Source organism: Empedobacter sp. GD03739 (assembly GCF_029843245.1).
GTDB classification, from domain to species: Bacteria; Bacteroidota; Bacteroidia; order Flavobacteriales; family Weeksellaceae; genus Empedobacter; species Empedobacter falsenii_B.
Genome location: NZ_JAOCHX010000001.1, coordinates 1 through 24,980 on the forward strand (window position 1 = coordinate 1; position 24,980 = coordinate 24,980).

A 24,980-nucleotide genomic window follows, 5' to 3' on the forward strand; every position below is an offset into this window, starting at 1 on the left:
CAATTATATCAGGATAAGCTGCTAATCTCTTCTTTTCTTGCTCTGATAACAAGCTTTTCCCTTCATATTCAACTTTATAATTTTGAGCGAATAATGAAACAAATGGTAATAAAAAAAGTATAAATATCTTCATGATTGATTCTCTTGATGTTATGTCTATATTTAAATTTATAAAATCAATTTCATTAATCCTAATTTTATTTTACGACTTACTATAACAATCAGAATATTACAATCAAAGGAAATTAAAAATAGATTTGAAGTTCGATTTGAAAGCCTTAATTTTGTGCAAAATCATTTTTAGTGAACGTTTATCAATCCTTAGAAGAAATCAAACCAATCAAACGTCCTGTCCTTACTTTAGGCATGTTTGATGGTGTGCACATTGGACACCAATCTATTCTAAAACAACTCAATACAATTGCAAAAGAAATTGATGGAGAAAGTGTTTTGATTACTTTTAATCCACATCCCAGAATGGTTTTACAGCCAAATTGTGATCTTAAATTTTTGAACACTTTAGAGGAAAAAGAAAATGTTTTACGTCAATTTGGGTTAGAACATTTGATTATTCAAGCGTTTACAAAAGATTTTTCACAAGTAACTTCTGTAGAATTTGTCAAAAATTTATTGGTTGATAAAATCAATATTGATACGTTAGTCATTGGTTACGATCATCATTTCGGGAAAAATAGAGAAGGAAATTTCGAGCAATTACAAGTTCTTTCGAAAGAATATGGTTTCAATTTGATTCAATTGCAAGCTGTCGAAGAAAATGATGTGGCGGTGAGTTCTACAAAAATTAGAAATGCACTTATCGAAGGAAATATCGCATATGCGAACAAAGCGTTAAACTATCATTATCCACTTTCTGGAGAAGTTGTTCATGGTGATAAAATTGGGCGTACACTTGGTTTTCCTACCGCTAATTTACAAGTTGATCCTAATAAATTGATTCCAAAAGATGGTGTTTATGCGGTTGATGTTTTTGTAGATAATCAAAAATATTTAGGTTTATTAAGTATCGGATTTAGAGAAACGGTTACCAATTCTCGCGAACATCGAGTAGAAGTGAATATATTGGATTTTGATCGAGAAATTTATGGAGAAACAATTCGCCTTGAATTTTTAGGTCATTTGCGAGATGAAAAGAAATTTGATTCTTTAGATGATTTAATCACCGCGATGAATCAAGACAAAGAAAATGCAATAAAATTATATGGAAATAATTAAAAAAAGGTTCGCTAAAAGCGAACCTTTTTTTAATCTCTATTTATTATAATATTTAAATATTTCTTTTTTATTTTTTTCCAAAACTCCCAAAAGCGTTGCATCAACCTTTGGTTCGTTTGTTGTTAAAACAATTTTATCATTTACTTTTTCGAATGTAATGACAAGATTATTCGTTGTACTTTCAAACGAAATTTTATTTTTTGATTTCTTTTGTAATTTAAAATTAGTACGTAGAATATCCGATTTTACTGTAAACTTTAAAGGTTTATAAACAATTGCATATTTGTCAATTTCAGATTTTTTTGGAGAAACATCCATCATCGAAGCTGTTTCTAACGAAGCATTTGCAGCTCGTGTTTCTGCAACAACCGTCATTTTCATCACATCAGAAGTATCTTTCATTTTAGAAACACCCCTAATCACGACACCTGAAGCTTTTCCTGCTAACTTATCTGAGATAGCAGAATCTTTCAAATATCCCAAATTTTGACTATTTGCTTTAGCATATTGACCTTCTTTTTCTATCGAATCTAAAACCTTAGAACGAGCTTCCATTGCTTGCGGTGCTGATAAAGTAACTGGAGCATTTGGAGCGGACGCTTTAGATAATTGAGGAAAATATCCTTTATCATCAATTGCACCAGCAGAATGCCCTTCCATTACTTTATAAACAGGCTCTTTTGTAACTTTATCATTCTTTACTATTTCTAGAGGTTTTTCCAAATCTTTATCTTTCGATTCTAAAACCACTATTTCTTCTTGTTCAGGAGGTGATTGCTCAATAACTGGGACATTTGTTTTAACAATTTCAAGTGAATTTTCTCTATTTTCAGTATTAATATTCTCGATAAAAAGTACAAAGTAAGGAATCGCAATCAACGCGAAAACTGCAGCAGAAAACCATACACTTGAAACAAATTCGCGAATAGGTTTCTTTTTCTTTTCCTCGTTCTGCAAACCAGATTCAATACGTTTCCACACCAAATCTCTCGGCTTTTCGCCGACAGTTTCGGTACTTCTTGATCGAAATAAATCTTCTATTGGATCGTTTGTGTTCACGATAAACTTGATTTTATATTTTCATTCTTACTTAACATTTCCTTCAATTTCGTCTTCGCTAAATTAAGTTGCGATTTCGATGTTCCTTCTGTAATGCCCAAGCTTTCGGCAATTTCTTTGTGTTTATACCCCTCAATAACGTAGAGGGTAAACACGAGACGACAGCCTTCGGGTAGATAATCGAGGAGTTTCATCACATCATCTTCTTCTATTTGTTGCGAAGCTTCTTGGTTAGATGAAATGGAAGAGGAGTAATCGTCAACATTGAGATGAAAAATTTTATTTTTCCGCAACTCCATCAAACATTCATTAATCATAATTCTTCGCATCCATCCTTCAAAACTTCCTTCGAACGAATAATTCTCAAGATTCTGAAAAATTTTCAAGAATCCTTTTACCAACGCATCTTCCGCTTGTTGTATATCGGTAAAATAACGTTTACAAACCGCAAAAAATCGCGCATCATATTTTTCATAAAGCAGCCGCTGTGCTTTCGAATCATTGCTGATACAAGCTTTTATGAGTTGTTTTTCGTCCAAAATACTTTTTCTTTCTTATTATTTAGATGCGAAAATTACGCTTCTGGTTGCTTTGATAGCGTAAAATATTTGTTAAAGTTCTGAAAACTTATTCATTAAACATAAAAAAAAGTCGCTACAAGAGCGACTTTATATTCATTTTTAATTGATTTTTTTATCCAACTAAATTATGTTTTACTAGATATTCAGCAATTTGAACTGCATTTGTAGCTGCACCTTTGCGTAAATTATCTGCAACAATCCAACAATTTAATGCATTTGGTTGAGATAAATCACGACGTATACGTCCTACAAAAACATCGTCTTTTCCTTCTGAATAGAAAGCCATTGGATAAGTATTTGTGTCTGGATTATCTTGTACTGTTACACCTTCCTGTTCTGCTAATAATTTGCGAACTTCGGCTAAATCAAAATCATTCTCAAATTCAATATTCACCGACTCCGAATGTCCTCCTTGCACAGGAACACGAACCGCAGTAGCAGTGATATTCATTTCGTCCACACGCATAATTTTACGAGGCTCACGCGTTAATTTCAATTCTTCTTTTGTATAACCTGTTTCTTCATCAAAAACATCACAATGAGGCAATGCATTTTTGAAGATTTGATATGGATAAACTTTCGCAACATCACGTCCTTCAATTTCTCCATTCAATTGTTCAACTGCATCTTTACCAGTTCCTGTAACCGATTGATACGTAGAAACAACAACACGTTTAATTCCATATTTTTTATGCAAAGGATTTAACACCATTACCAACTGAATTGTAGAACAGTTAGGATTTGCGATAATTTTATCATTTGTTGTTAAAATATCTGCATTGATTTCTGGTACAATCAACGGACGATCTGGATCCATTCTCCAAGCCGATGAATTGTCAATTACAGTTGTTCCGACTTCTGCAAACTTAGGCGCCCACTGTTTGGAAGTTTCTCCACCTGCTGAAAAGATTGCGATATCAGCTCGCATTTCTACAGCATCCTGCATTGATACAATTTTGTATTCTTTTCCTTTGTATTCAATAGTTTTTCCTATTGATCTTTCTGATGCTACTGGTATAATTTCAGTGATTGGAAAATTTCTTTCTTCCAAAACTTGGAGCATAACTCTGCCGACCATTCCGGTAGCGCCTACGACTGCTATTCTCATTTGTTTATTAAATAATATATTAAAAAATTTCGAATTGCTAATTTACAGATTATTTTGATACATTTTTCTCTATTTCATAGGTTTAGCAATCAATTTGATATGATATATTTTATGTTATGATGTTAATTCAGGTTTTTAAACTTTTCCTCGAATTAAAATTTATAAAACTCTTTTTTATAAGAATTTTGAACACAAAAAAAGTGGAACAAATTGCTCCACTTTTTAAAATATTTTTGAAATAACCTTCAAATTTAGTCTTAAGCAAACTCGTTGTAAGCTGCTTTTAAGTTTTCTGCAATAGCTGCTGCAGAGTGCCCTTCGATGTGGTGACGCTCTAACATATGTACTAATTCACCATCTTTGAATAAAGCAACTGCTGGAGAACTTGGAGGAAATGGAGCAAAAAATTCACGTGCTTTTGCTACAGCATCTTTATCAAATCCTGCGAAAACTGTTGTTAAGTGTGTAGGAACTTTATCATTATCTAATGACATTACAACTCCTGGTCTTGCAGCACCTGCAGCACAACCACAAACACTATTTACCATTACCAAAGTTGTTCCTTCTTGTTTTATTGCTGCTTCTACTTGTTCTGGAGTAGTTAAATCTTCAAAACCATTAGAAGTCAACTGAGCCTTCATTGGCATTACTATTTCTGCTGGATACATATTGTTCTTTTTTTGTTTTAAATAAAAATAAATTATTTTCAAAGTTACATAATTCTAAAACTTTTTAGAATACTTACTTTTGCAGCAACAAATTTACATAGAATTTTGCAATATGAAATTGACTTTTGGTAAGAATGAGAAACTTAAAAGCAGAAAAGCATTCGATGAATTGTTTTCTGATGGAAAAACATTTGTTTCTCATCCGATTAGATTTGTCTACAAAATCAAGCCGAAAGCGGATTACAATATAAGGGTAGGAGTAAGTGTTGGAAAGAAAAAATTTAAATACGCAGTTGACCGAAATTTATTGAAACGCCGTGCTAAAGAAGCTTACAGATTAAATAAATTGTTACTTGAACCTAATGAAAACTATTCGGTTGATTTAGTGATGATTTATACTTCTACAAAACATCAACCTTTTGAAGTAATCGAACAATCTGTCAAAACTTTATTAGAAAAATTAAACGAAGCGATACAAACAAAAAAAGATTAATCCGAGGATTAATCTTTTTCATTTATTATAAGTTGTAAAACTGTTTATTTCTTAAGATTTGCCTGCAATCTGAAAAAACTAAAGTATACAGATACTAAAATTAATCCACAAACCGATGCTCCAATTCCTAAAACGCTACGAAAGTTTTCTTCAGCCATAAAACCAGCTTTATAATCCATCTCATATAGGTTGTAACCTAAACCTATCAACAAAACGATTGTCGCGATATAAATATATGTTTTCATTAGATAATGAATTTTTAAATTTTAATTTCATTCATAAACAATGCACCGATATTTGACGTGAATAATTTGATTGCGATTGACAATAAAATTACTCCAAATACTTTTTTCAGCACCGATAAAACGCCAGGTCCCATCCATTTTTCGAGTTTTCCTGCGAATTTCAGCACCAAATATACGATTAACATATTTAATATAATCGCAATCACAATGTTAATATCTGCAAACTGCGAACGAAGCGAAAGTACAGTTGTCAACGAACCTGCACCCGCAACTAACGGAAACGCAATAGGAACGATGGATGCAGAGTTGGATTCGACTCCTTTCTGGATTTCAATTCCCAAAATCATTTCGATAGCGATGATAAAAATCACAAAAGCTCCAGCAACGGCAAACGACTGAACATCAACACCAACTAATTTCAAAATTTTTGTTCCGAAAAATAAAAACGAAATCATCAAGATTCCTGCTGCGATAGACGCTTTTTCAGACTGAATATGCCCAACTTTGCTTCGAATTCCTACAATAATTGGAATACTTCCTAAGATATCGATAACTGCAAAAAGTACGGCGAAAGTTGTTCCGATTTGATTGAAAGAGAATTTCTGAAAAAATGATATTATATTTTCCATTCGTATTTAGTGATAATTAATTGGTTGATGCAAAAATAAAAGTTTTTATGAACAAATTTTCATAAAAAAGCAAGAAATCAATCTTAATCCAACCAATTCTTAAAATCTGTCACTTTTTCGCGACTCACAATCATATCTTGTTCGTTGTAAGTATTTAAAATTATTTTTAATCTAGAATTAGAATACATTGTAATTTCTTTAATCGAATCGATTTGAATAATTTGACTACGATTAATTCTAAAAAACTTTTTCGGGTCGATTTGTTCTTCCACTTTATCCAACGAAAAATCTACCAAATAATTTCGATTTTCTTTTGTATGAATATATGTTGCTTTGTTTTCACTAAAAAAACATTCAATATTATCGATTTCTATAATTTTGATTGATGTTCCGATTTTGATCGAAAAACGTTCTTTAAATTTTTCGGTTTGATTATTTGAAAAAAAATTTTTCAATTCATTTAGATTAAAACTTGAAGATGCTTGCTGAAATTGTTTTTCAAATTTTTCAATTGCAAACTTCAATTCCTCTTCATCAACAGGTTTCAACAAATAGTCAACCGAATTTAATTTAAACGCTTTCAATACATATTCGTCATAAGCCGTCGTAAAAATAATCGCAGACGAAACATTAACTTGATTAAAAATCTCAAACGACAAACCGTCTGATAACTGAATATCCAGAAAAATTAAATCTGGATTTGGATTCGTTTTCAACCACGCTACACTTTCTTCTACAGAATGCAACATTTCATGTATTTGATAACCCAATTTTTCTACACGTCGCTTTAATAAACGCGCAGCAGGCTTTTCATCTTCTATAATTAATATTTTCATCTTTTTTTAAGTTAGTTCACGAGTCGGTTTTCTCATAAAAATTTTATTCCAAACAAATAATAAAGCAAGTATAATGACAAAAATGATCAATGTTGCGAGATTTGTTTTTGCCATTAAAGCATGAATTGTTGCTGGAACAATAATCGATTTTGTTCGAATCGTTGAAAAGGTTAATACAAAAGAAAAAACAATGCACAATAACATGAAAATTCCAAAACCTCCAAATTGATCGAAATCTTTAAAAATTAGTAAATGCCAAACAGCCCAAAATACTCCTGTTACAATGCTTTTTATTATCCAAAATATATTGCCTAAAACATCGTTCAAATAACCTCGTCAAGTATATTCTTCCATTATATCATAAAGCAACGTCACAGAAATAAAAATCGCTGCCCACAAATGTTTATTAATTCCGTAATCGTTATTTATCCCATAAATTGAATAACCAACGAGTAATATAAATGGAAAAATCAATGTTTTTAAACTTTCTTTTCCCAAAAGAGAAACTTCTTTTTTAACTTTAGAGAATTTATAGAAAAGTAAACTAATTAGAAAAATAATCAACCCATGATTCATATTCCAAGGCAGTTGAAAATCGACTAAACCTCCAAAAATCAATTGTAAAAAATTAGGACATTTACGAATCAGAAAAGTTCCGATTAATATCAATCCATAAAAAATAATTATTCTAACCCAATTTGTTTGCTTTATTTGATTTATAAAATTCATTTATTGCCACTTTTTATTTTGCTCTTTTTCCAAGATTTCTTTGGCTTTATTCTCTTCCCAACCAGAACCATACGCAAAAACTTTTACAGCATTTAGTGCAACGCCCAATCCCCAACCTAAAACTGGCCAATAAAACCACCAATGTCCATTATTTGTAACTAAATTCAGAATAAAAAAGAATAAACTCATTACAACATAAGTTCCTAAATGCGCATAAAACTTTTTCAATTCTTTTGCACGCTCTATTGCACGTAAATAAGCTTGTTGTTCGTCAAAATTTTGTGTATTCATAGTTGTATTTTTTTGTGTTAATATGGGAAGTTCTACACGAAATAGTTGTTCATTTTTTTCGATGTTCACTTCTCGGTTAGAAATTAATTGATAACGATTAATAATATTTTTCAGCCCAATTCCTGTCGAATCTTTAATGGTTTCTTTTGGTTGAAAAGAGTTTTCAATTATCAAATAATTATCTTTTTTATAAATTTTAATTTTCAAAGGTTTTTGATCAGATACAATATTGTGTTTAATCGTATTTTCTAATAAAATCTGCAAAGAAAGTGGCACAATAAATTCGGTTTCAGAGAAAGTTATTTGTTCAATTTCGAAATCGATGCTATTTTCAAATCTTAATTTTAGAAGGTTGACATAGGTTTTTGCAAAATTTATTTCTTCTTGAATCGACACAACTTCTTTGTCTTTTTGTTCTAAAACATATCGATAAATCTTAGAAAGCGATGTTGTAAAATCTATCGCATTATCTGGATTTTCTTCAATCAAACCAGTTAAAACATTCAAACTATTGAATAAAAAATGTGGGTCTAATTGATTTTTTAAAGTTTCGAATTGTGCCGTTGCTGTTTCTGCTTTTGTTGATTCTATGACAATTTTACGTTCTAATTTATTTTTCTTTCGATCGATAATAAAGAATAAAAACAAAAAGAAAACCGTGATAACTGCAACTAAAAGATAATTGATCGATTGATCGTAAAAAATATATTTCTGCAAAAGGAGATTCGCAAACTCCACGAATACATAATACAATACCAACGTATAAATAATAGAACGTAAAAAATACTTTCTTAAAACTTTTTCTGGTTTAGGCGAATCTGGTACATCTGTTCTATATTCATTAAAAACGCTTGTATTCACAAAAGATGCTGCAACACTGAACGAAAAATATCCGATAAAATATTTGATAGCTTCTGGATGAAAAAATTGATTGAATGATACATTTGGAGATGTAAAAAATATCACGCTATAAATCAAAACATTGATTACAAATAGAATCAAAATATTACGAACAATTAACTTTTTGTCAGAAACAATAATTCCTTCTAAGAATTTTAAAAAGACCAACCCTAAAGCAACAAATTTTAGAAAGTTTCCTGTTAACAAGCCTACTTCTACACCTAAATCAAAATTTGAATTATTTTGAAAATTAATTGTACTAAAATCAAATACATATACTAAAATTGCAAATGAAAATACAAATGAAAATAATCTCAAATATCCTTTATAATACTTATCCATATCAAGCAATCAAATTAATTAACCAAAAAATAATTTCGTGAATAAATTGTGCAACTAAAGCTATCATTATAGTACGTTTTTACATTCGTTATTCAACAAGGCTTCGGCACGATTTTTTCCCCATATCGGTTCATTATTTTTTGGCTTTTCAGCATTAAATAAAGCTAAAGATTTTTTTACATTTTTACAATCTTGTGTAATATCCATTCCTCTATATTTTGCAGCATTGATATTAAACTCAGCCAAACCTAAAACAGAACGCGGATTAGTTGGATTTAACATCAACGATTTTTGATAGATTTGTACTACTTCTGGATAATAAATTGCTCCATTTTGCATTGGATTCTGCACAATTTCTGCTGTTAAATACAAGGCTTTCAAATTGAGAATTTCTACATTTAATGGATTATTTCTGACTAAATCATCGATTTGAGTTTTTACATTCAAAAGAATTTTTTCATTTTTAGTAATATCTTTTGATTCGAACGTTTTCAAAACTTCAGAAAAAGTCAAGTAATATTTTGGTAACCATTCATTTGGATAATCATTTATTAATTGCTTAAAATTAGCTTCAGAAGAATGATTTCCTTTGTTCCATTCCGTTAAAGTTTTATTCATATCTGATTCAAAATTCTTTTGTGCAAAAGTTGATACAGTGAATAAAATTGCGATTGTTAAGAAAATTGTTTTCATCATTTGTGTTTTTTTATTTGTTGAGTCAAAGTTCTTACAAACACTTTTCGTTTGAAATTATATGTTACCGAATTGTCAATTTTTGAGGATGAGTTGTAAGAGCAAAAATAAAAGGGACAACTCAAAACTGAGATTGTCCCTTTTACTATCTAAAAAACTTGAAATTTATTTTCGTAATAATTCTTCGGAAATATTTTGCGTAGCTTCGAAAACTTCTTCTAAATTTTGATGCAAACCACCAAAGGCATATTTAGCTTGTCGTGCGTTGTTCAGCAACAATTTCCATTGTTCTACGGCTAATTCACTAACACCATTTTCGATCAATTTATTTGCAATCACCTCGTCAGAAAAATGAGCTAAATCTGTATTCGTTTTTAATAGCGCGGCATTACACAAAATATTTTCTTGTAATTGATAAAAATCTTTTTGGTCTTCAACGTTTATTTTTTGCTTCAATTCATCTAATTCAGCAGAAATTTGACTTGAATTTATCGTTGGTTTTTCAACCAAAGTAAACTTTTGGGTTTCTGTTTTTGGTTGATATGATTCAAAATTATTTTGCTCGTTAAGAGGTTTTATTTTTGGTTCAATTTTTTGTTTTTGTGTCGGGTTATTTTTCTTTCTCATCAAAAATAAACTTCCGGCACTCAATGCAATTACACCACCAGTTAACCACAACCAACCGCTTTTTCCTTCTTTCACATCGTTCGTCATTTCTTCTATTTTATCAGATATTGTCGAATCTGGTGAATTAGAAGCCACAGCCGTTGCAGAAGAAGTTTTAGAACCTGAAACAGACAAATTAATCGAATCTGATTTCAAGGTTACATATTTCTCTTTAACAGGATCGAAATAACTAAATTCTACAGGCGAAATCGTATATTCTCCTCCAAAATTTGGGACAAGAACTGTTTGCTCAGCAACTTTTCCTTTCATTCCTGTATCATAGGTTTTATATGCATCGCGTTTTTTCGGTGCGAATTTTTCTAAATTTTTTGGCGTCGTAATTTCAGGTAAATTAATCGTATTAAAGTTTCCTGTTCCAATAATTTCAACATCAAAATTTACACTTTCATTGGTTGCAACTTCTTTTTTATCAACCGAAGCGTTCATTTTAAATTGACCAACTGCACCGCTAAAATTCTTTGGCTTTCCTTCTTCTGGAAGTGCTTTTGCATTAATCACAACTGGATTACTACGCACTTCTACAGGCTCCGCTCCATACGTTGTTGGCAACACCACATCTACCGAAAACGGATCGATTTCTATCTTTCCTGGTTTTTGAGGAAAAACATAATAACGTGCAATTTCTTCGGAGAAATATTGTTTTCCTCCAACAATTTCTTGCTTGATATTTTCGGGAGAGCTTTTTACAATTTTTGGGCTTAATCCGTCTAAATTTCCTTGACGAAAGTTTTGTTTACGATTAAGATAAGATAAATCTTTTACGTATAATTTTACTGATAAACCAACTTGTTCGTTTACATAAGGATTCGTTTTCGAAACTTTACTTTGCAGAAAGACTGGTTGAGAAGTATTACTTCTAAAATTATTGTGCGTCAATCCTGTTCCTTTCACTACAACATCGACAGGTTTCGATGTATAGGTTTTTCCATTAATCACAATCTTAGCAGCTCCAATGCGATATTTACCCTCTTTTTCAGCAACAAAAGCAAGGATAATTCCTTCTTCTATCACTCCTTTTCCATTCACATAAGAAACATTTTGCGAGTGTTGTTCACCTACAATTTGTAATCCATTATGTGGAGGATATTTCATTGGTTGATCAATCGAATAACTATCTGTATTAGATTCGATAAAAAAGCCCACGCTAAATGCTTCTCCTAAACTGACCTGTGTTTTATCTGCATCAGATTTAAAAGAAATTTGTTGTGCTAACGCTGTGATAGACGTTAAGGCAAACACTAAAAAGCTATTTAAAACGCTTGTCGTTGTCATTACCAATCCTTAGATGTTGTTGTTCGTTGTTTTTCTGCTTTTTGTTGAATAATTTTTCGTTGGGTTTTGGCTTCCTGATTTTGCAATGCTTTTAGCAAACCGTCTCCCAAATTATTCTTTGCATTATCTTGTTCTTTTCCGTCTCCATTATTTCCTTGTTTGATTTCTGGAGATTGATTATTTCCTTGTCCTTTATTGTTTCCATTTTCACCACCAGCTTTCGGGTTTCCTCCTTGATTTTGCTGTTTCTGCTGATCAGATTGTTGTTGTTGAGATTGATTCTGATTCTGATTTTGCTTTTGGTTATTTTGGTTTTGTTGATTCTGTTTATTTTGCTGCTGTTGTTGTTTTTGCTGATTATTTTGATCTTGTTTGTTTTGATCTTTATTATCCTTATTATTTTGATCTTTTTGTTTCTCACGTTCTTTTTCTAACATTTTTTTTGCTAATGCATAGTTGTAACGTGTTGCATCATCTTTTGGATCATTTCGTAAGGCTTGTTTGTAATTATCAACAGCATTTTGATAATCTTTTTCCTGCATAAAAGCATTTCCTAAATTGTGATAAGCCAAATGTTTATCATTATTCGTTTTAGATACTTCAGCAGAACGTTTGTAATGCGCTATACTTTCTTTGTAACGTTTTTGTTGAAATAAAGCATTTCCTAAATTGTAATTTGCTTTGACAGAAGTTGGATCTTCCATGGTAGCTTTCTTGTAGGCAACTTCTGCATTATCAAATTTTCCTTTTTGATAATACTCGTTTCCTTCAATAATGTAGCTTTTCGCTTTCGATTGACTATAACCAAAAACGGATAAAAGCATTATTCCTAAAAATCCTATTTGTTTTAAAAAGTACATCATTTTACCATACAAACTTACTATTTCTTTTTGTTAAAAATCTTATATTCAGATGTTAATAATTCCACAAAAAGTAAACAAACCGCAACCGCTAAAAACCACTGATAAATATGATTCATATCTCTTGTTGTAGAGTTAGCAATTTCGTTTTTATCTAATCGGGCTTTATACATTGATAATGCGGATAATGCATCTTGCGTATTATCCAAATGAATGTAAGTTCCGTTTGTATCTTGTGCCAATTTGCGAAGATTTTTATCTTCTAATTTTGTAATAACTATAGAACCTGTTTCGTCCTTTTTATAGTCTTCGGCGTAGCCATTGTAGTACATCGGAATTGGAGCTCCTTTATCTGTTCCAACACCAACTGATACAATATGAATTCCGTTATCTTTTGCTATTTTAGAAGCTTGATTAACTGTATTTTCGTTGTCTTCTCCATCCGAAATTAGTACAATTAATTTACTTGTATTCGCCGATCCTTTGAATGTTTTTGCAGCTTCCTGAATCGCATTTAAGTAATTTGTTCCTTGACTCGAAATTAACTCAGTATTAACATTTTGCAAATAACTTTCGATTGCAGCATAATCATTTGTCAATGGAGAAATGGTATAAGCATTCGCCGCAAACGCAACCAAAGAAGCTCGATCTCCACCTAATTGATGTAATGTTTCTGTGATTAATTTTGTTGCTTTTTCTAATCGAGAAGGAGCAACATCTTGCGCATTCATCGAACTTGATAAATCTAACAAGAAAACCATATCAATTCCTTCGCGCTTTACTTGCACATCTCGTTCACCATAAAGTGGATCCATCAATGCAATCACCATTAAAAATAAAGCCACACAAAATGCAATGATTTTGAAGCCATAACGCTTTGAAGATGTGATTGGAAAAACAAATGGAAATAATTCTTTATCTGCAAATGTTTTCTTTACACGTTCGCGCCATTGAAATACTGTTATCGATAGAAAAATAACGACAAACAATAAAATCATCAACCAAATATTATGTAATTCTCCCCACTGCATTAGATTAATTCTTTAAAAACGGTTCTTCGTAAAATGGCTTCTAATACCAAAAGGATGAATGCAGGTAATAAGAATCGTGCAAACAATTCGGTATAATTATAATATTTGACTTCGTTAATTTCTGTTTTTTCAAGTTTATCAATTTCGTTATAAATATTTTTCAAACTTTCATTATTCGTTGCTCGGAAATATAAACCTCCCGTTTTATCAGCAATTTGTTCTAACAATTTTTCATCAATTTGTACAGGACGCATATCAAAAACATAATCACCTAACATATCGTAACCATAAGGCATAGGTGCCATTCCGTTTGTCCCAATACCGATTGTATATACTTTAATTCCCTTTTCAGCTGCAATATCAGCAGCTTGTCTTGGCGAAACATACATTAAATCTCCAGAAGGATTTACACTTTCAACACCATCTGTAATCAAAATAACTACTTTAGATTTTGCCTTACTATTTTTGAGATGATTAACAGCTGTTGCTAAACCAACTCCAATTGCTGTTCCATCAGCTAAACTACCTGAATGTAACATTTCGATTTCTTGCGTCAAAACATCACGATCTGTTGTTAATGGAACACGTGTCAAAGCTTCTCCAGAATATTCGACCAAACCAACTCTGTCCGTTTTTCTTCCAATTGAAAAGTCTTTTGCAACTTCTTTTAACGCTGTTAAACGATCTGGTTTCAAATCGCGTGCTAACATACTCAACGAAGTATCTACAGTCAATAAAATATCAACTCCTTCGTCCGATTTTACTTTTGTTGTAACATCTACATAACGTGGACGAGCCAAGGCAACAATGCACAAAGCCATTGCGATAATTCGCATCAAAAATAAAAGTGGTTTGTACGTCGCTAACGAACTTTTTGCACCTCCAAATGCTTTGAGCGAAGGTAATTTTAAGGATGCTTTTTTCTGGCTCGTTTTGCGAATTTCTCTGAAAATAAAGAAAGGCAAAGCAAGCAATAAGAGTAAGATCCAAGGATTTTGAAACTCAAAATTTAGCATTCCTAATTGTTATTAAACTGTTTATATTTTTCTCCCGTCACTTGATCTTTTTTCAAATCTTCGTTCTCCGGAATTTCTAATGGTTTTACACGATCTACAAATTCATCTACCCAATTTCGGTGCGAAATATTTGTTGGTTCATCAAATTCTTGTTTGGCGAATTTTACCAAATCAGCATCGAACAAAAATTGTTTAAATTTCTGTACATCTTCTGGTAAAACATCTGGTTTTGTCGCAACATATTTTACTAAATCATCCGACAAAATTTCTAATGCAGAAAAGTTATAAATACGTCCTAAATATCGTCTTACAATAAATGATAATTGCGTGTAATATTCTTTTTGTTCGCCTCGTTTCAAATATTTCTTGGCATCCAACGCTTTTAAACTTGCTTTCGCTTCGTCATAAGGCGTTTTGTACGAATCTTTGCCAGATAATTTCGATTTTGCGCGAACATATAATACAACCAAAACAATTCCGATGATAAATAAAATCAACGCAATAATGCCGTACAACCAATATTTATTCCAATAATCTCCAATAGAATATTCTTCTTCCATCACAGGTTTTATCGGGAAAATTGCATTTTTCGTTGTATCAATTGCAATATCTTGAATATCAATTTCGAGTTGTTTTGTTGTTAAATCTTTTCCATTTTTCTGAATGATAAATGATGGAATATTAAATTTCCCTGCATCATATCCAGTCAATTCTAAATGTTGAACAATTTCAGATTTTCCATCCGTTTTTACCGTGTCAATTTTTTGACCTAAAACTTCGATGTGATGATTAATTGAATCTGAAATCGTAGGAAATACAACTTTATCTCCATCTTTGTAATCAATTTTTACTTCATATTGGATTGGCTCGCCAATTTTGATTGTCGTGCGATCTAATTTTGGCGTAATTTCTTGCGCAAACGAAAATTGAAGGATAAAAAAACTTACTAAAAGCAATAAATTCTTCATTAGGCTTTATGACTTTTAAAGTAGTTTAACAATGGGCGAACATAATCTTCGTCGGTACGAATACTGATTGCGCCTGAATGATTTTTCTTGAAAATAGATTGATAACGTTGATCTAAATCACGATAATATTGCGCATATTGTTGACGCAATTTCTTCGATGAAGTATCTATCAAGCGGATTTCGCCTGTTTCGTTATCTTGCACATGAACCAAACCTACATCTGGAAAAGATTGTTCTTTTTCATCATAAACTCTAATTCCAGTCACATCATGTTTTTTTGCTACGATTCGCAACGCTTTTTCATAATCAGACGAATCAATAAAATCTGAAAGAATAAAAACATTTGATTTTCGGCGAACCAAATTCATAAATGTTTCCAAAGTCTCTGCTAAATCAGTTTTCTTACTTTTTGGCTCATACGAAACAATTTCTCTCACCAAACGCAACACATGTTGTTTTCCTTTTTTGGGTGGAATAAATTTCTCCACTTGATCCGAATAAAATATCAAACCAACTTTATCATTATAAGTAATTGCCGAAAAAGCCAATGTAGCGCTCAATTCAGCAATTGTTTCCATTTTAATTTGTTTTCGTGTTCCAAAGTTTTCAGAATTCGAAACATCAACCAATAAAAACATGGTTAATTCTCGTTCTTCTTCAAAAACTTTTACATAAGGTTCGCTGTATCGAGCCGTTTTATTCCAGTCGATATTACGAACGTCATCACCGTATTGATAAGGACGAATTTCACTAAAAATCATACCTCTTCCTTTGAATGAACTGTGATATTCACCCATAAAAAGGTTGCTCGCTTTGCGCTTGCTTTTTAGCTCAATACGTTTTACACGTTTGATGATTTCTTTTGCATCCAAAGTTTAAATGATTTTGAATAGTGGTTTAAGGAACTGGAACAACATTAAGAATATTGTCGATAATTTCTTCTGGCGTAACATTTTCTGCTTCTGCTTCGTAGCTAATTCCGATACGATGACGCAACACATCTTTTGCCATTGCACGCACATCATCTGGAATAACATAAGCGCGTTTACGTAAAAATGCATACACTTTAGAAGCTTGTGCCAAATTGATTGATCCACGAGGTGAAGAACCAAACGAAATCATTGGAACCAATTTTTCTAATCCAACTTTTTCTGGAAAACGAGTTGCGAAAATAATATCCAAAATATATTTTTCAATTTTTTCGTCCATATAAACTTGTTTCACCATTTCGCGCGCATCCAACAATTCTTGAATAGAAATTACTTTCTCAATTTTTGGAAAAGATTGATTAATCGAATTTCTTAAAATCAAACGTTCTGCTTCAAATTCCGGATAAGTAATTACAGTTTTCAACATAAAACGGTCAACTTGCGCTTCTGGCAAAGGATAAGTTCCTTCTTGTTCCACTGGATTTTGAGTTGCCAAAACCAAGAAAGGTTTTTGTAACGGATACGTTTCATCACCAATTGTTACTTGACGCTCTTGCATTGCTTCTAACAAGGCAGATTGTACTTTTGCAGGCGAACGGTTAATCTCATCAGCTAAAACAAAATTGGCGAATATTGGTCCTTTTTTGATTCTAAAATCGTTTTCTTTTACATTGTAAATAAGTGTTCCCACAACATCGGCAGGTAACAAATCTGGTGTAAATTGTATACGAGAAAAAGATCCATCAACAGCATCAGATAATGTTTTAATCGCCAATGTTTTTGCTAATCCAGGAACACCTTCTAATAAAACGTGTCCATTTCCAAGTAATCCGATTAATAGACTTTCAATCATTTTTTCTTGTCCAATAATCGCTTTATTTATTTCCGATGTCAACCTTGCAATGCTTTCGCTTTTTGCTTCTATTTGTTGGTTTAGTTGTTGTATATCCAAAATTTCGTTGAAATTAATGTTTATGTTATTGATTCAAATTTCCTCTAAAATTAACAAATACAATTGATTTAGAAATTAAAACTTTCATACAATATTGTTAAACTTTGTTAAGACAAAAGTAGTGTACCAAACGTTTTGATTATTATTTTCAGTAAAATTTTTCCAAGACTTACAAACTATTTATAAACAATAAACGTTTCCAAATAATATTTCTTTAAATGATTATACAATAACTATTTAAAGAATATTTATATTTTTACTGAAAAACAATACTGTATGAAGAATTATTTACTGATGATTTGCTTTATAACAAGCATTTTAACTTTTGCTCAAAAGATTCAGGTTGTATCTGGAAACACTGATTTTTTAAAAGATCAAAAAGAAATTAATGTTCAACTATTATTTGATGATGTTAAATTTTATGATGAAAATAAAACTGAAACTGAATATTTAGAGAAACGTGAAAAAGATGTTTTAAATAATCCGAAAAGAGGAGAAAATTATTGGAAACAATGGCTTGCAGATTGGAATGAAAATAGAAATGTTACTTTTTTGGATAAATTTATAAAAGGAACTACTAAATCTAAAAAATTAAATTTTGTAAAAAATCCAGCTGCAAAATATACTTTGATTATCAATTCTGAATGGATTTATCCTGGTTATCATGCTGGTATAGCTATTGAACCAGCAAAACTAAGCACAACTTTAAATTTTGTTGAAACTGCAAATCCTTCTAACATTTTACTTTCTATAAAATCGGATAAAGTAAAAGGAACTTCGGGTAAAAATGATTTTGTTATGGAATACGGTCGAATTGCTTCTGCTTACGAATCAACTGGAAAATTATTAGGAAAAGAATTGAAATAATTTTTCAAAAAAATACATCAAAATCCATTCGATAAAGAATGGATTTTTTTATTCAATAAATTTGACAACTTTGTTAAAAAATTTAATAAATCCTTGATTTCACCGATACTTAACACTCGTTTACCTCAATATTTTTGACGTCTTTTTTTTGTGTTGCAACTTTGTTTCAAGAAAAATGAAAAGAATATAATTCTAACATTTAGTTGTAAACAAAAACATAGATTATGAAAAAAGCATTTTTATTAGCAAGTATAATGATGGTTATGGCAGTTTCTGCTCAACAAAGACCACAACAAGGTGAACGATCTGGAAATAGAAAAGAGCAAAGAGAACGCCCAACTGTAGATCAACAATTAAAAAAATTTGATCAATATAATTTGAGTTCTACTCAAAAGAAAAAAGTAAAATCGTTGTTAGAAAGTAGAGATTCTGACATGAAAAAAGAATTTGCGAACAGAGACAAAAATTCTACTCAAAAAGGAGAAAGAGGTTCTCGACCAGAAAAAGGTACAAACGATTTTGATATTAAATTAGAGAAAATTTTAGACAAAAATCAGTTCAATCAATACAAACAAGATCGTGAAAAACGTATGAAATCTGATAAATTTAGTATGCACAAAAAACGTGATGCAAAAGGAAATAGACCTTCGTCTAAATGTGCATAAAATCATAAAAAATAGGGTTAACCTATAAATTTTGATGGTTAACCTCTATTAATTTAAATTTTGAAAGAATATTTTAAAATTTGTATGAGTTTTAAAATTATTATTGAATAGCACAATGTGTTATTTTATTTCATAAGTAAGTTTTTTTAAAGTAGTTTTTAAAATTCATTTTCATTCAATTATCAAGTGAAAAGCGAGCTAAATCGGCTCGCTTTTCTTTTTTTATTCTTCTGGCATTGCTTGCCATTTTTTATAAAGATTAATGATGAAATAAAAACTTATTAAATATAAAATTGGATTGATGTAAAGAAAAATTTTTGCAAATTCTTGTAACATCAATAATTCTTTATTTGTTTGTCTAAACTCATAAATATTCATATGTTTATTTGCTTCATATAACATTTCTTCACGCAAATCTGTGTAAAAACTAAGCATCACAATTCCAATAAAAATATTGGTCGCAACAAACCAATTAAGATTAACACCTGTCAAAACTTTATATTTTTTGGAACGTAAGCCAATTAGTGTAATCACTATAAATGCAATGTAAAAAACAAATAAAATAATATAAGGTGTGAATTGTGTATAACCAATACTCGCATCGATAGAAATTCCGAAAACGCTTCCTAAAATTGCCAAAATTCCTGCGCCAATTAATGAAATTAACCAAACTTTGAACGAACTAAATCTGAATGTAATGATAAGAACGGTAATAACTAAAGCGATTAGTAAATAATACTGAATATGTTCTAACCAAGTGGAACTATATTTCGAAAACTCAATATTTTCATACACTTTGTTTAAACTTGATTGGTTGATATAATCATTCAGTTTTTTATCTACAGTTTGATAAGGATCAATATAATTCAATTTATGATCAATGAAATAATATGGATATTGAGGCAAATAATCAATCCAATTTTTATGTTTGAACTGATAACCAATTTCTTGCTTTTTTAATAAATCGGTATAATTATTCAATAAATTTTCAATTACTTTTCGATCATTTTTTTGCAACAAAGCAATCCATTGTTCATCATAAAATTGATGATTTAAAGTAGAATCTTTCGGATTGTTAAAAACCAAAAAACTATAATTATACAAACTTGCTAAGTTGTAATAAACATCTGGTTTTCCAGCAGAATTTAATGATACTGCAGCAGAATCGACAACAGCATAAGTTGAATCTACAGCTGCTGTAGTAGGATAGTCCATTTCTTCTTGAAATGAATCTGTAGATGAATTATTCTTTTTTAGAGGTTGATACGTTTGATTAAAATTAATTTTAGAATAACTAAATCGCTCCGGAAAATAATCTCTTAATAAGGTTTCAAATTCAGGATTTCTGAAATACGGATCCAAAAAAGCATCATATGAGTATGTTGGATTTTTTCTTAAATATTCTCTCTTATTTTTTTCATATAATTCTCTTGTTTCTTTTTCCAAAACCAACGAATCAAAAGCTGGAACAGACAAATTTCTCGAATAATTATCGTATCCAAAATTTGGTTGCAACGTAAAACCTTGCGTTCTATTTATAATATCGATATCTTTCAAATATTGTTCTTCGCTCATATAATTTGAAACACGTAATTTAAGACCAGTTTTGAACGAATTTGGTACATAAAACATCAAAAATATAATGACGAAAACGGCTAAAAATTCTTTGAACAAATAATTTCTTGAGGTAGGGTAATTTGATTTGAAACGATTATTTTTAATATAGAAATACAGCCAAATAACGCAAATAATGACACCAATTAATAGATAATAAATTGCAATTCCTGAGTTGAAAAATACTTCGTAAAGTCCAGTTTCTTGCAGTTGAGATTTTTTAGTAAAAAACAAAAAACCATTGATAAATGCAATCAAGTTGAAAACTAAAACCGTCAACAAAATCCAAATAAATTTCAGATTCCAAATCAATGGATATTTGGTAATTAAAGTTTGATTTATTTTTTTGAACATAGTTGGTGGTTTTAATTGACAAAAAAGCGACGACTTGATTTCGAAATATCTCGAATGTATTTTACTTTCAATAATGATTTTCCGATTTCGGACAAAATCATATTCATCGAAATTTCATCATCAAAATATGCGATATATGATCCTCCATTGAATTTTATCTGTTTAATTTCGATGTTAGATAAAGCTGTTAATAACTCTTCTTTTGTGTTTTCAACATCAATTTCAACAATCGTAAAATCACCTTCCAAATCATTTGTATCTCCTTGTATTTTAAGCTTTCCTTGCTCTAAAAAGAGAACTTCTGTCGATACTTTTTCAACTTCGTACAATTGTTGAGAACTCAAAATAACACCAAAAGGATTGCGAATAGATTGCGATAAAAATTTCAAATCTTCGAGAATAATTTGTTGCGCCAAAATATCCAAATTCGCCAAAGGTTCGTCTAATAACAAGACTTTTGGACGACGCAATAACGTTCGCGCCAACTCGAATCGCATTTTATAACCAGACGACAATTGTCGCCATTGCAAATCCTTGTAAGGCCAAAGCCCCAAACGCGCCAACATAACATTCGCTAATAACCAATTTTCTTCGTTGTAAATATCATAACATGTCAAGGTAAATTGCAGATTTTCCATCAACGAACCATATAAAACTTCTATTCGTTGCGGCACATAAACTAATTTTGTTTTCAGCTCGAAACTAAATGTTTTTGCTTTAGAAAAATGATAAATTATTTCGCCAGAAGTTGGTTTCAATTCACCACAAATTAAACGTAATAAAGTCGTTTTTCCATTTCCATTTTCTCCAACTAATCCAACAACTTCTCGTGATTTCAAATCAAAAGTAATGGGATGAAGTTTAAAATTTCGACGATGATAAACTTTTTCAACATTGTTGGTTGATATCAATGTTTCTTCTTTTTGAAAGGGCGGAGGAGGAGCTTGTTTCAACTTTTCCACCAATTGTAAAGCTTGCGTTGTTTTATTTTCGTTCGTAGAATTCTCGTTGTAATAAAGATTCGAATAGGAGATAATCTCTTTGTAAAAAGATTTCTCACCCAAATCCAACACACAATCAATTAATCGACGATAACCCAAATCGAGATCATTGTGCTGCAAATGATTTTCTACTTCGTTTAGTCGTTGGTTAAATTCATTCATAGATTGATTATTAAATCATTACGAATATAACAATCCTTTTCTATAAATAAAATGGCTAATTGTAGGGAGATTTCAGTTTCAACAATTTTTAATAAACTATCTTAATTACTTTTTAATTCATTATTTATAAATGTTTTATAATTAACAATTTTAACTTTATTAAATCAATTTAGTTCTAAATTCATCATTATTCACAAGTTTTAATAAAGTCTATTCATAACTTCTTAATTCATTTATTTTGAATAGTTTACTATTAACAATATGAGTAATTAATCAAGCTGTAAACATTCTTTTTATAACTCAGTTGAAAAGCAGTTAATTTATTAAATAACAAGTGATTACTATTAACAATTTTAGAATCATTGAGATTCCTCCTAACGTCGGAATGGCAGAAAATTTAATGCTAAAAAAAATGTCATTCTAAACGAAACCACAGTAAAGTGAAGAACCTAATCATTAAGATGAGAAGTTGAAATAAATTCAACTCAACAATTAAGACAAAAAAAGTCGAGCAAATGCTCGACTTAATTTTTCTACTATTTTAAGTATTTTTTTCCCTTTCTTATTTTAAAATTGCGGCAACTCCTGGTAATTCTTTACCTTCTAAAGACTCTAACATAGCTCCACCTCCTGTAGAAACGTAGCTCACTTTGTCGTCGTAACCAAATTGTTTTACGAATGCAACAGAATCTCCACCACCAACAAGTGAAAAAGCGCCGTTTGCAGTAGCTTCAGCAATTGCATCACCTAAAGCGATAGTTCCTTTTGCAAAATTTAACATTTCAAAAACACCTAAAGGACCATTCCAAAGAATTGTTTTCGAATTGTTAATTACATCTGCAAAAACTTTTGACGATTTTACACCAACATCCATTCCCATCCAACCATCTGGAATTTGATCAGAAGAAACTGTTTGAGTATTTGCATCATTACTAAAATTATCAGCAATTACATTGTCAACTGGTAAATAAACTTTTACGTTATGTTTTTCACATTCAGCCAAAATTTCTTTCGCTAAATCTAATTTATCATCTTCTACCAACGAATTTCCGATTTTTCCGCCATTTGCTTTTACAAATGTATACGTCATTCCACCACCAATAATCAAGTTATCAATAACTGGTAAAATATTGTTGATAATCGTAATTTTAGAAGATACTTTAGCACCTCCAAGTACCGCTGTTACAGGTTTTTCTCCGTCTGATAACACTTTGTTAATAGCTGTTAATTCTTGTTCCATTAACAAACCAAAACATTTATTTTCTGGAAAAAATTCGGCAATAATTGCAGTCGAAGCATGTGCGCGGTGTGCTGTTCCGAAAGCGTCATTCACATAAATATCTCCAAATTGAGCCAATGCTTTAGCAAAATCTTTATCTCCAGCTTCTTCCTCATTATGGAAACGAACATTCTCCAATAATAAAACTTGGCCTGATTTTAGATTACTAACTTTTTGTTTCGCATCATCGCCAATAACATCATTCGCAACGATCACATCAACACCAAGAATTTCTGAAACTTTTGATGCAATATGTTTTAATGAATATTTATCATTGAATTCGCCTTTAGGACGTCCCAAATGACTCATTAATACAACAGCGCCACCATCTTTCAATATTTTGTCAATCGTTGGTTTTGCAGCTCTAATACGTGTATCATCTGTCACATTTAAATTTTCGTCTTGCGGAACATTGAAGTCAACACGAATCAATGCTTTCTTGTTTTCGAAATTGTAGTCGTTGATTGTTTTCATATTTTGATTTGAAATTTTGAACTACACAAAAGTAATCAAACTTTCATTTTGAGACTTAAAATCATTCAATACAATTTTCAACTATTAACAATTCATAATAATATATATAGTTTAATTAATTTTTAAATTTTAAAAAAAGAAAAAAATGTTACTATTATTAGCACTGTTAATATGTGGATAACTAAAGTGAGATAAATTTTATTTAATAGCAATTAACAAGCTATTATTTGTAATTTTGTTTTGTAATGAAAGAGTTAGATATTCTATCAACAATTTATCATTTTGGTTGATAAACAACTTTTGTTAAAAAGAAGTTTTGTGAAAACTATTCATAACGGTGTGTAAATCTTTTATGCCAAAATGAAAACTTTTACTTGACTTGTATTGATTTATTTCTAATTGATTTTTTGAATCAGATTTCCAAATTTTTCTCTCGAAAAGTTATTAGTTTTATTCAATCATCTTTTAACAAGTTGTTACTTTTACTTAACATTTGATTTACAATTATTTAAACAAAAACAACAAAAACACCTGTTAATTAAATGAAAATTGCAATCGGAGCGGACCATGCTGGGTTCGATTATAAGGAGAAATTAGTACCCTTTTTAACAAGTCAAGGATTTGAGGTTGAGGATTTTGGTACGTTCTCAACAGCGAGTGTTGATTACCCTGATTTTGCACACCCAACGGCACAAGCTGTGGAAGATGGAAAAGCAGATTTCGGAATTTTGATTTGTGGTAGTGCGCAAGGCGTTACAATGACTGCAAATAAACACCAAGGAATTCGTGCTGCATTATGTTGGATGATGGATATTGCCAAGTTAGCTCGTCAACACAATAATGCAAATGTGTTAACTTTACCTGCACGCTTTATTGCGTATGAATATGCAGAAGAAATTGTGAATACATTTTTAGCAACAGAATTTGAAGGTGGTCGTCACCAAGGACGCGTAGATAAAATTGCTTGTTCATACAACGGATAATTTTATACATCTATTATAAGATATAAAATCGGTCAATTCGTTAGAGTTTACCGATTTAT

General features: G+C 30.8%; 26 protein-coding genes. 5 read left to right on the top strand and 21 right to left on the bottom strand.

The window, feature by feature from the left end; all coding sequences use genetic code 11:
- The first annotated feature begins 303 nt into the window (after positions 1-303).
- Positions 304-1,233, top strand: coding sequence for a bifunctional riboflavin kinase/FAD synthetase (locus N5E64_RS00005; protein WP_280034966.1), 930 nt, complete (start codon positions 304-306; stop codon positions 1,231-1,233).
- A 36-nt stretch (positions 1,234-1,269) separates the two neighbouring features.
- Here N5E64_RS00005 and N5E64_RS00010 read toward each other — a convergent pair whose 3' ends face one another.
- The 4 genes from N5E64_RS00010 to N5E64_RS00025 form a co-directional block, all read right to left on the bottom strand.
- Positions 1,270-2,292 carry a hypothetical protein gene (locus N5E64_RS00010; protein WP_280034967.1) on the bottom strand — a complete coding sequence of 341 codons (1,023 nt, stop codon included), beginning with the start codon at positions 2,290-2,292 and terminating at the stop codon, positions 1,270-1,272.
- Complete coding sequence (locus N5E64_RS00015) at positions 2,289-2,831, bottom strand: RNA polymerase sigma factor (RefSeq protein WP_038336150.1); 543 nt, start codon at positions 2,829-2,831, stop codon at positions 2,289-2,291. The genes N5E64_RS00010 and N5E64_RS00015 overlap by 4 nt, the downstream gene beginning before the upstream one ends.
- A 154-nt stretch (positions 2,832-2,985) precedes the next feature.
- Complete coding sequence (locus tag N5E64_RS00020) at positions 2,986-3,981, bottom strand: aspartate-semialdehyde dehydrogenase (protein WP_038336152.1); 996 nt, start codon at positions 3,979-3,981, stop codon at positions 2,986-2,988.
- 257 nt (positions 3,982-4,238) lie between these two features.
- Positions 4,239-4,649 carry a BrxA/BrxB family bacilliredoxin gene (locus tag N5E64_RS00025; protein ID WP_038336154.1) on the bottom strand — a complete coding sequence of 137 codons (411 nt, stop codon included), beginning with the start codon at positions 4,647-4,649 and terminating at the stop codon, positions 4,239-4,241.
- 112 nt (positions 4,650-4,761) lie between these two features.
- Between N5E64_RS00025 and rnpA the strand changes: the two genes are divergently transcribed.
- Positions 4,762-5,142: a ribonuclease P protein component gene (gene rnpA, locus N5E64_RS00030; RefSeq protein WP_038336156.1), complete on the top strand. Its 381-nt coding sequence runs from the start codon at positions 4,762-4,764 to the stop codon at positions 5,140-5,142.
- A 44-nt stretch (positions 5,143-5,186) separates the two neighbouring features.
- On the opposite strand, the gene N5E64_RS00035 is transcribed toward rnpA, so the two are convergent.
- The 14 genes from N5E64_RS00035 to N5E64_RS00100 form a co-directional block, all read right to left on the bottom strand.
- The gene (locus N5E64_RS00035; RefSeq protein ID WP_125350576.1) at positions 5,187-5,387 is read right to left on the bottom strand and encodes a hypothetical protein; all 201 of its coding nucleotides are present in this window, start codon (positions 5,385-5,387) and stop codon (positions 5,187-5,189) included.
- 14 nt (positions 5,388-5,401) lie between these two features.
- Positions 5,402-6,016: a MarC family protein gene (locus tag N5E64_RS00040; protein ID WP_114998639.1), complete on the bottom strand. Its 615-nt coding sequence runs from the start codon at positions 6,014-6,016 to the stop codon at positions 5,402-5,404.
- Between the two features lie 83 nt (positions 6,017-6,099).
- Positions 6,100-6,852 carry a LytTR family DNA-binding domain-containing protein gene (locus tag N5E64_RS00045; protein ID WP_114998638.1) on the bottom strand — a complete coding sequence of 251 codons (753 nt, stop codon included), beginning with the start codon at positions 6,850-6,852 and terminating at the stop codon, positions 6,100-6,102.
- A gap of 6 nt (positions 6,853-6,858) precedes the next feature.
- Positions 6,859-7,179: a type II CAAX prenyl endopeptidase Rce1 family protein gene (locus N5E64_RS00050; RefSeq protein ID WP_244957984.1), complete on the bottom strand. Its 321-nt coding sequence runs from the start codon at positions 7,177-7,179 to the stop codon at positions 6,859-6,861.
- Positions 7,180-7,188: 9 nt separating this feature from the next.
- On the bottom strand, positions 7,189-7,581 hold the full coding sequence (locus tag N5E64_RS00055; protein WP_280034976.1) for a hypothetical protein: 393 nt from the start codon (positions 7,579-7,581) through the stop codon (positions 7,189-7,191).
- Positions 7,582-9,114, bottom strand: coding sequence for a histidine kinase (locus tag N5E64_RS00060; protein ID WP_280034977.1), 1,533 nt, complete (start codon positions 9,112-9,114; stop codon positions 7,582-7,584).
- A 66-nt stretch (positions 9,115-9,180) separates the two neighbouring features.
- Positions 9,181-9,810: a hypothetical protein gene (locus tag N5E64_RS00065; RefSeq protein WP_280034979.1), complete on the bottom strand. Its 630-nt coding sequence runs from the start codon at positions 9,808-9,810 to the stop codon at positions 9,181-9,183.
- A gap of 162 nt (positions 9,811-9,972) precedes the next feature.
- Complete coding sequence (locus tag N5E64_RS00070; protein ID WP_280034981.1) at positions 9,973-11,766, bottom strand: BatD family protein; 1,794 nt, start codon at positions 11,764-11,766, stop codon at positions 9,973-9,975.
- A complete protein-coding gene (locus N5E64_RS00075; protein WP_114998633.1) occupies positions 11,766-12,629 on the bottom strand; it encodes a tetratricopeptide repeat protein in 864 nt (287 codons plus the stop codon). Before N5E64_RS00075 ends, N5E64_RS00070 begins: the two co-directional genes overlap by 1 nt.
- A 17-nt stretch (positions 12,630-12,646) precedes the next feature.
- Positions 12,647-13,657 (bottom strand): VWA domain-containing protein, encoded by a 1,011-nt coding sequence (locus N5E64_RS00080; RefSeq protein ID WP_125350569.1) that lies wholly within the window; start codon positions 13,655-13,657, stop codon positions 12,647-12,649.
- On the bottom strand, positions 13,657-14,673 hold the full coding sequence (locus tag N5E64_RS00085; protein WP_114998629.1) for a VWA domain-containing protein: 1,017 nt from the start codon (positions 14,671-14,673) through the stop codon (positions 13,657-13,659). The genes N5E64_RS00080 and N5E64_RS00085 overlap by 1 nt, the downstream gene beginning before the upstream one ends.
- 2 nt (positions 14,674-14,675) lie before the next feature.
- Entirely contained in the window at positions 14,676-15,641 is a 966-nt protein-coding gene (locus N5E64_RS00090) for a BatD family protein (protein ID WP_280034984.1), read from the bottom strand.
- A complete protein-coding gene (locus tag N5E64_RS00095) occupies positions 15,641-16,513 on the bottom strand; it encodes a DUF58 domain-containing protein (RefSeq protein ID WP_280034985.1) in 873 nt (290 codons plus the stop codon). Before N5E64_RS00095 ends, N5E64_RS00090 begins: the two co-directional genes overlap by 1 nt.
- 25 nt (positions 16,514-16,538) lie before the next feature.
- Entirely contained in the window at positions 16,539-17,540 is a 1,002-nt protein-coding gene (locus tag N5E64_RS00100; protein ID WP_038336178.1) for an AAA family ATPase, read from the bottom strand.
- A gap of 258 nt (positions 17,541-17,798) precedes the next feature.
- Here N5E64_RS00100 and N5E64_RS00105 point away from each other — a divergent pair, with 258 nt between their 5' ends.
- Entirely contained in the window at positions 17,799-18,389 is a 591-nt protein-coding gene (locus tag N5E64_RS00105) for a hypothetical protein (RefSeq protein WP_221855673.1), read from the top strand.
- A 224-nt stretch (positions 18,390-18,613) separates the two neighbouring features.
- Positions 18,614-19,054: a hypothetical protein gene (locus N5E64_RS00110; protein WP_125350800.1), complete on the top strand. Its 441-nt coding sequence runs from the start codon at positions 18,614-18,616 to the stop codon at positions 19,052-19,054.
- Positions 19,055-19,276: 222 nt separating this feature from the next.
- Here N5E64_RS00110 and N5E64_RS00115 read toward each other — a convergent pair whose 3' ends face one another.
- From N5E64_RS00115 to N5E64_RS00125, 3 genes are all read right to left on the bottom strand, one after another.
- Positions 19,277-21,022, bottom strand: coding sequence for a hypothetical protein (locus tag N5E64_RS00115; RefSeq protein WP_280034988.1), 1,746 nt, complete (start codon positions 21,020-21,022; stop codon positions 19,277-19,279).
- A gap of 11 nt (positions 21,023-21,033) precedes the next feature.
- Positions 21,034-22,185: an ABC transporter ATP-binding protein gene (locus tag N5E64_RS00120; protein ID WP_280034989.1), complete on the bottom strand. Its 1,152-nt coding sequence runs from the start codon at positions 22,183-22,185 to the stop codon at positions 21,034-21,036.
- A gap of 562 nt (positions 22,186-22,747) precedes the next feature.
- A complete protein-coding gene (locus tag N5E64_RS00125; protein ID WP_038336191.1) occupies positions 22,748-23,938 on the bottom strand; it encodes a phosphoglycerate kinase in 1,191 nt (396 codons plus the stop codon).
- Between the two features lie 542 nt (positions 23,939-24,480).
- On the opposite strand from N5E64_RS00125, the gene rpiB reads away from it, so the two are divergent.
- A complete protein-coding gene (gene rpiB, locus N5E64_RS00130; protein ID WP_038336192.1) occupies positions 24,481-24,921 on the top strand; it encodes a ribose 5-phosphate isomerase B in 441 nt (146 codons plus the stop codon).
- The last annotated feature ends 59 nt before the right edge of the window (positions 24,922-24,980 follow it).

Bases quoted from the DNA above. Each gene is read 5' to 3' on its own strand.
- N5E64_RS00085 (WP_114998629.1), bottom strand. From the start codon at position 14,673: ATGCTAAATTTTGAGTTTCAAAATCCTTGGATCTTACTCTTATTGCTT.
- N5E64_RS00055 (WP_280034976.1), bottom strand. From the start codon at position 7,581: ATGAATTTTATAAATCAAATAAAGCAAACAAATTGGGTTAGAATAATT.
- N5E64_RS00060 (WP_280034977.1), bottom strand. From the start codon at position 9,114: ATGGATAAGTATTATAAAGGATATTTGAGATTATTTTCATTTGTATTT.
- N5E64_RS00040 (WP_114998639.1), bottom strand. From the start codon at position 6,016: ATGGAAAATATAATATCATTTTTTCAGAAATTCTCTTTCAATCAAATC.
- N5E64_RS00125 (WP_038336191.1), bottom strand. From the start codon at position 23,938: ATGAAAACAATCAACGACTACAATTTCGAAAACAAGAAAGCATTGATT.
- rnpA (WP_038336156.1), top strand. From the start codon at position 4,762: ATGAAATTGACTTTTGGTAAGAATGAGAAACTTAAAAGCAGAAAAGCA.
- N5E64_RS00065 (WP_280034979.1), bottom strand. From the start codon at position 9,810: ATGATGAAAACAATTTTCTTAACAATCGCAATTTTATTCACTGTATCA.
- N5E64_RS00045 (WP_114998638.1), bottom strand. From the start codon at position 6,852: ATGAAAATATTAATTATAGAAGATGAAAAGCCTGCTGCGCGTTTATTA.
- N5E64_RS00075 (WP_114998633.1), bottom strand. From the start codon at position 12,629: ATGATGTACTTTTTAAAACAAATAGGATTTTTAGGAATAATGCTTTTA.
- N5E64_RS00080 (WP_125350569.1), bottom strand. From the start codon at position 13,657: ATGCAGTGGGGAGAATTACATAATATTTGGTTGATGATTTTATTGTTT.
- N5E64_RS00020 (WP_038336152.1), bottom strand. From the start codon at position 3,981: ATGAGAATAGCAGTCGTAGGCGCTACCGGAATGGTCGGCAGAGTTATG.
- N5E64_RS00090 (WP_280034984.1), bottom strand. From the start codon at position 15,641: ATGAAGAATTTATTGCTTTTAGTAAGTTTTTTTATCCTTCAATTTTCG.
- N5E64_RS00025 (WP_038336154.1), bottom strand. From the start codon at position 4,649: ATGTATCCAGCAGAAATAGTAATGCCAATGAAGGCTCAGTTGACTTCT.
- N5E64_RS00115 (WP_280034988.1), bottom strand. From the start codon at position 21,022: ATGTTCAAAAAAATAAATCAAACTTTAATTACCAAATATCCATTGATT.
- N5E64_RS00110 (WP_125350800.1), top strand. From the start codon at position 18,614: ATGAAAAAAGCATTTTTATTAGCAAGTATAATGATGGTTATGGCAGTT.
- N5E64_RS00120 (WP_280034989.1), bottom strand. From the start codon at position 22,185: ATGAATGAATTTAACCAACGACTAAACGAAGTAGAAAATCATTTGCAG.
- rpiB (WP_038336192.1), top strand. From the start codon at position 24,481: ATGAAAATTGCAATCGGAGCGGACCATGCTGGGTTCGATTATAAGGAG.
- N5E64_RS00070 (WP_280034981.1), bottom strand. From the start codon at position 11,766: ATGACAACGACAAGCGTTTTAAATAGCTTTTTAGTGTTTGCCTTAACG.
- N5E64_RS00035 (WP_125350576.1), bottom strand. From the start codon at position 5,387: ATGAAAACATATATTTATATCGCGACAATCGTTTTGTTGATAGGTTTA.
- N5E64_RS00105 (WP_221855673.1), top strand. From the start codon at position 17,799: ATGAAGAATTATTTACTGATGATTTGCTTTATAACAAGCATTTTAACT.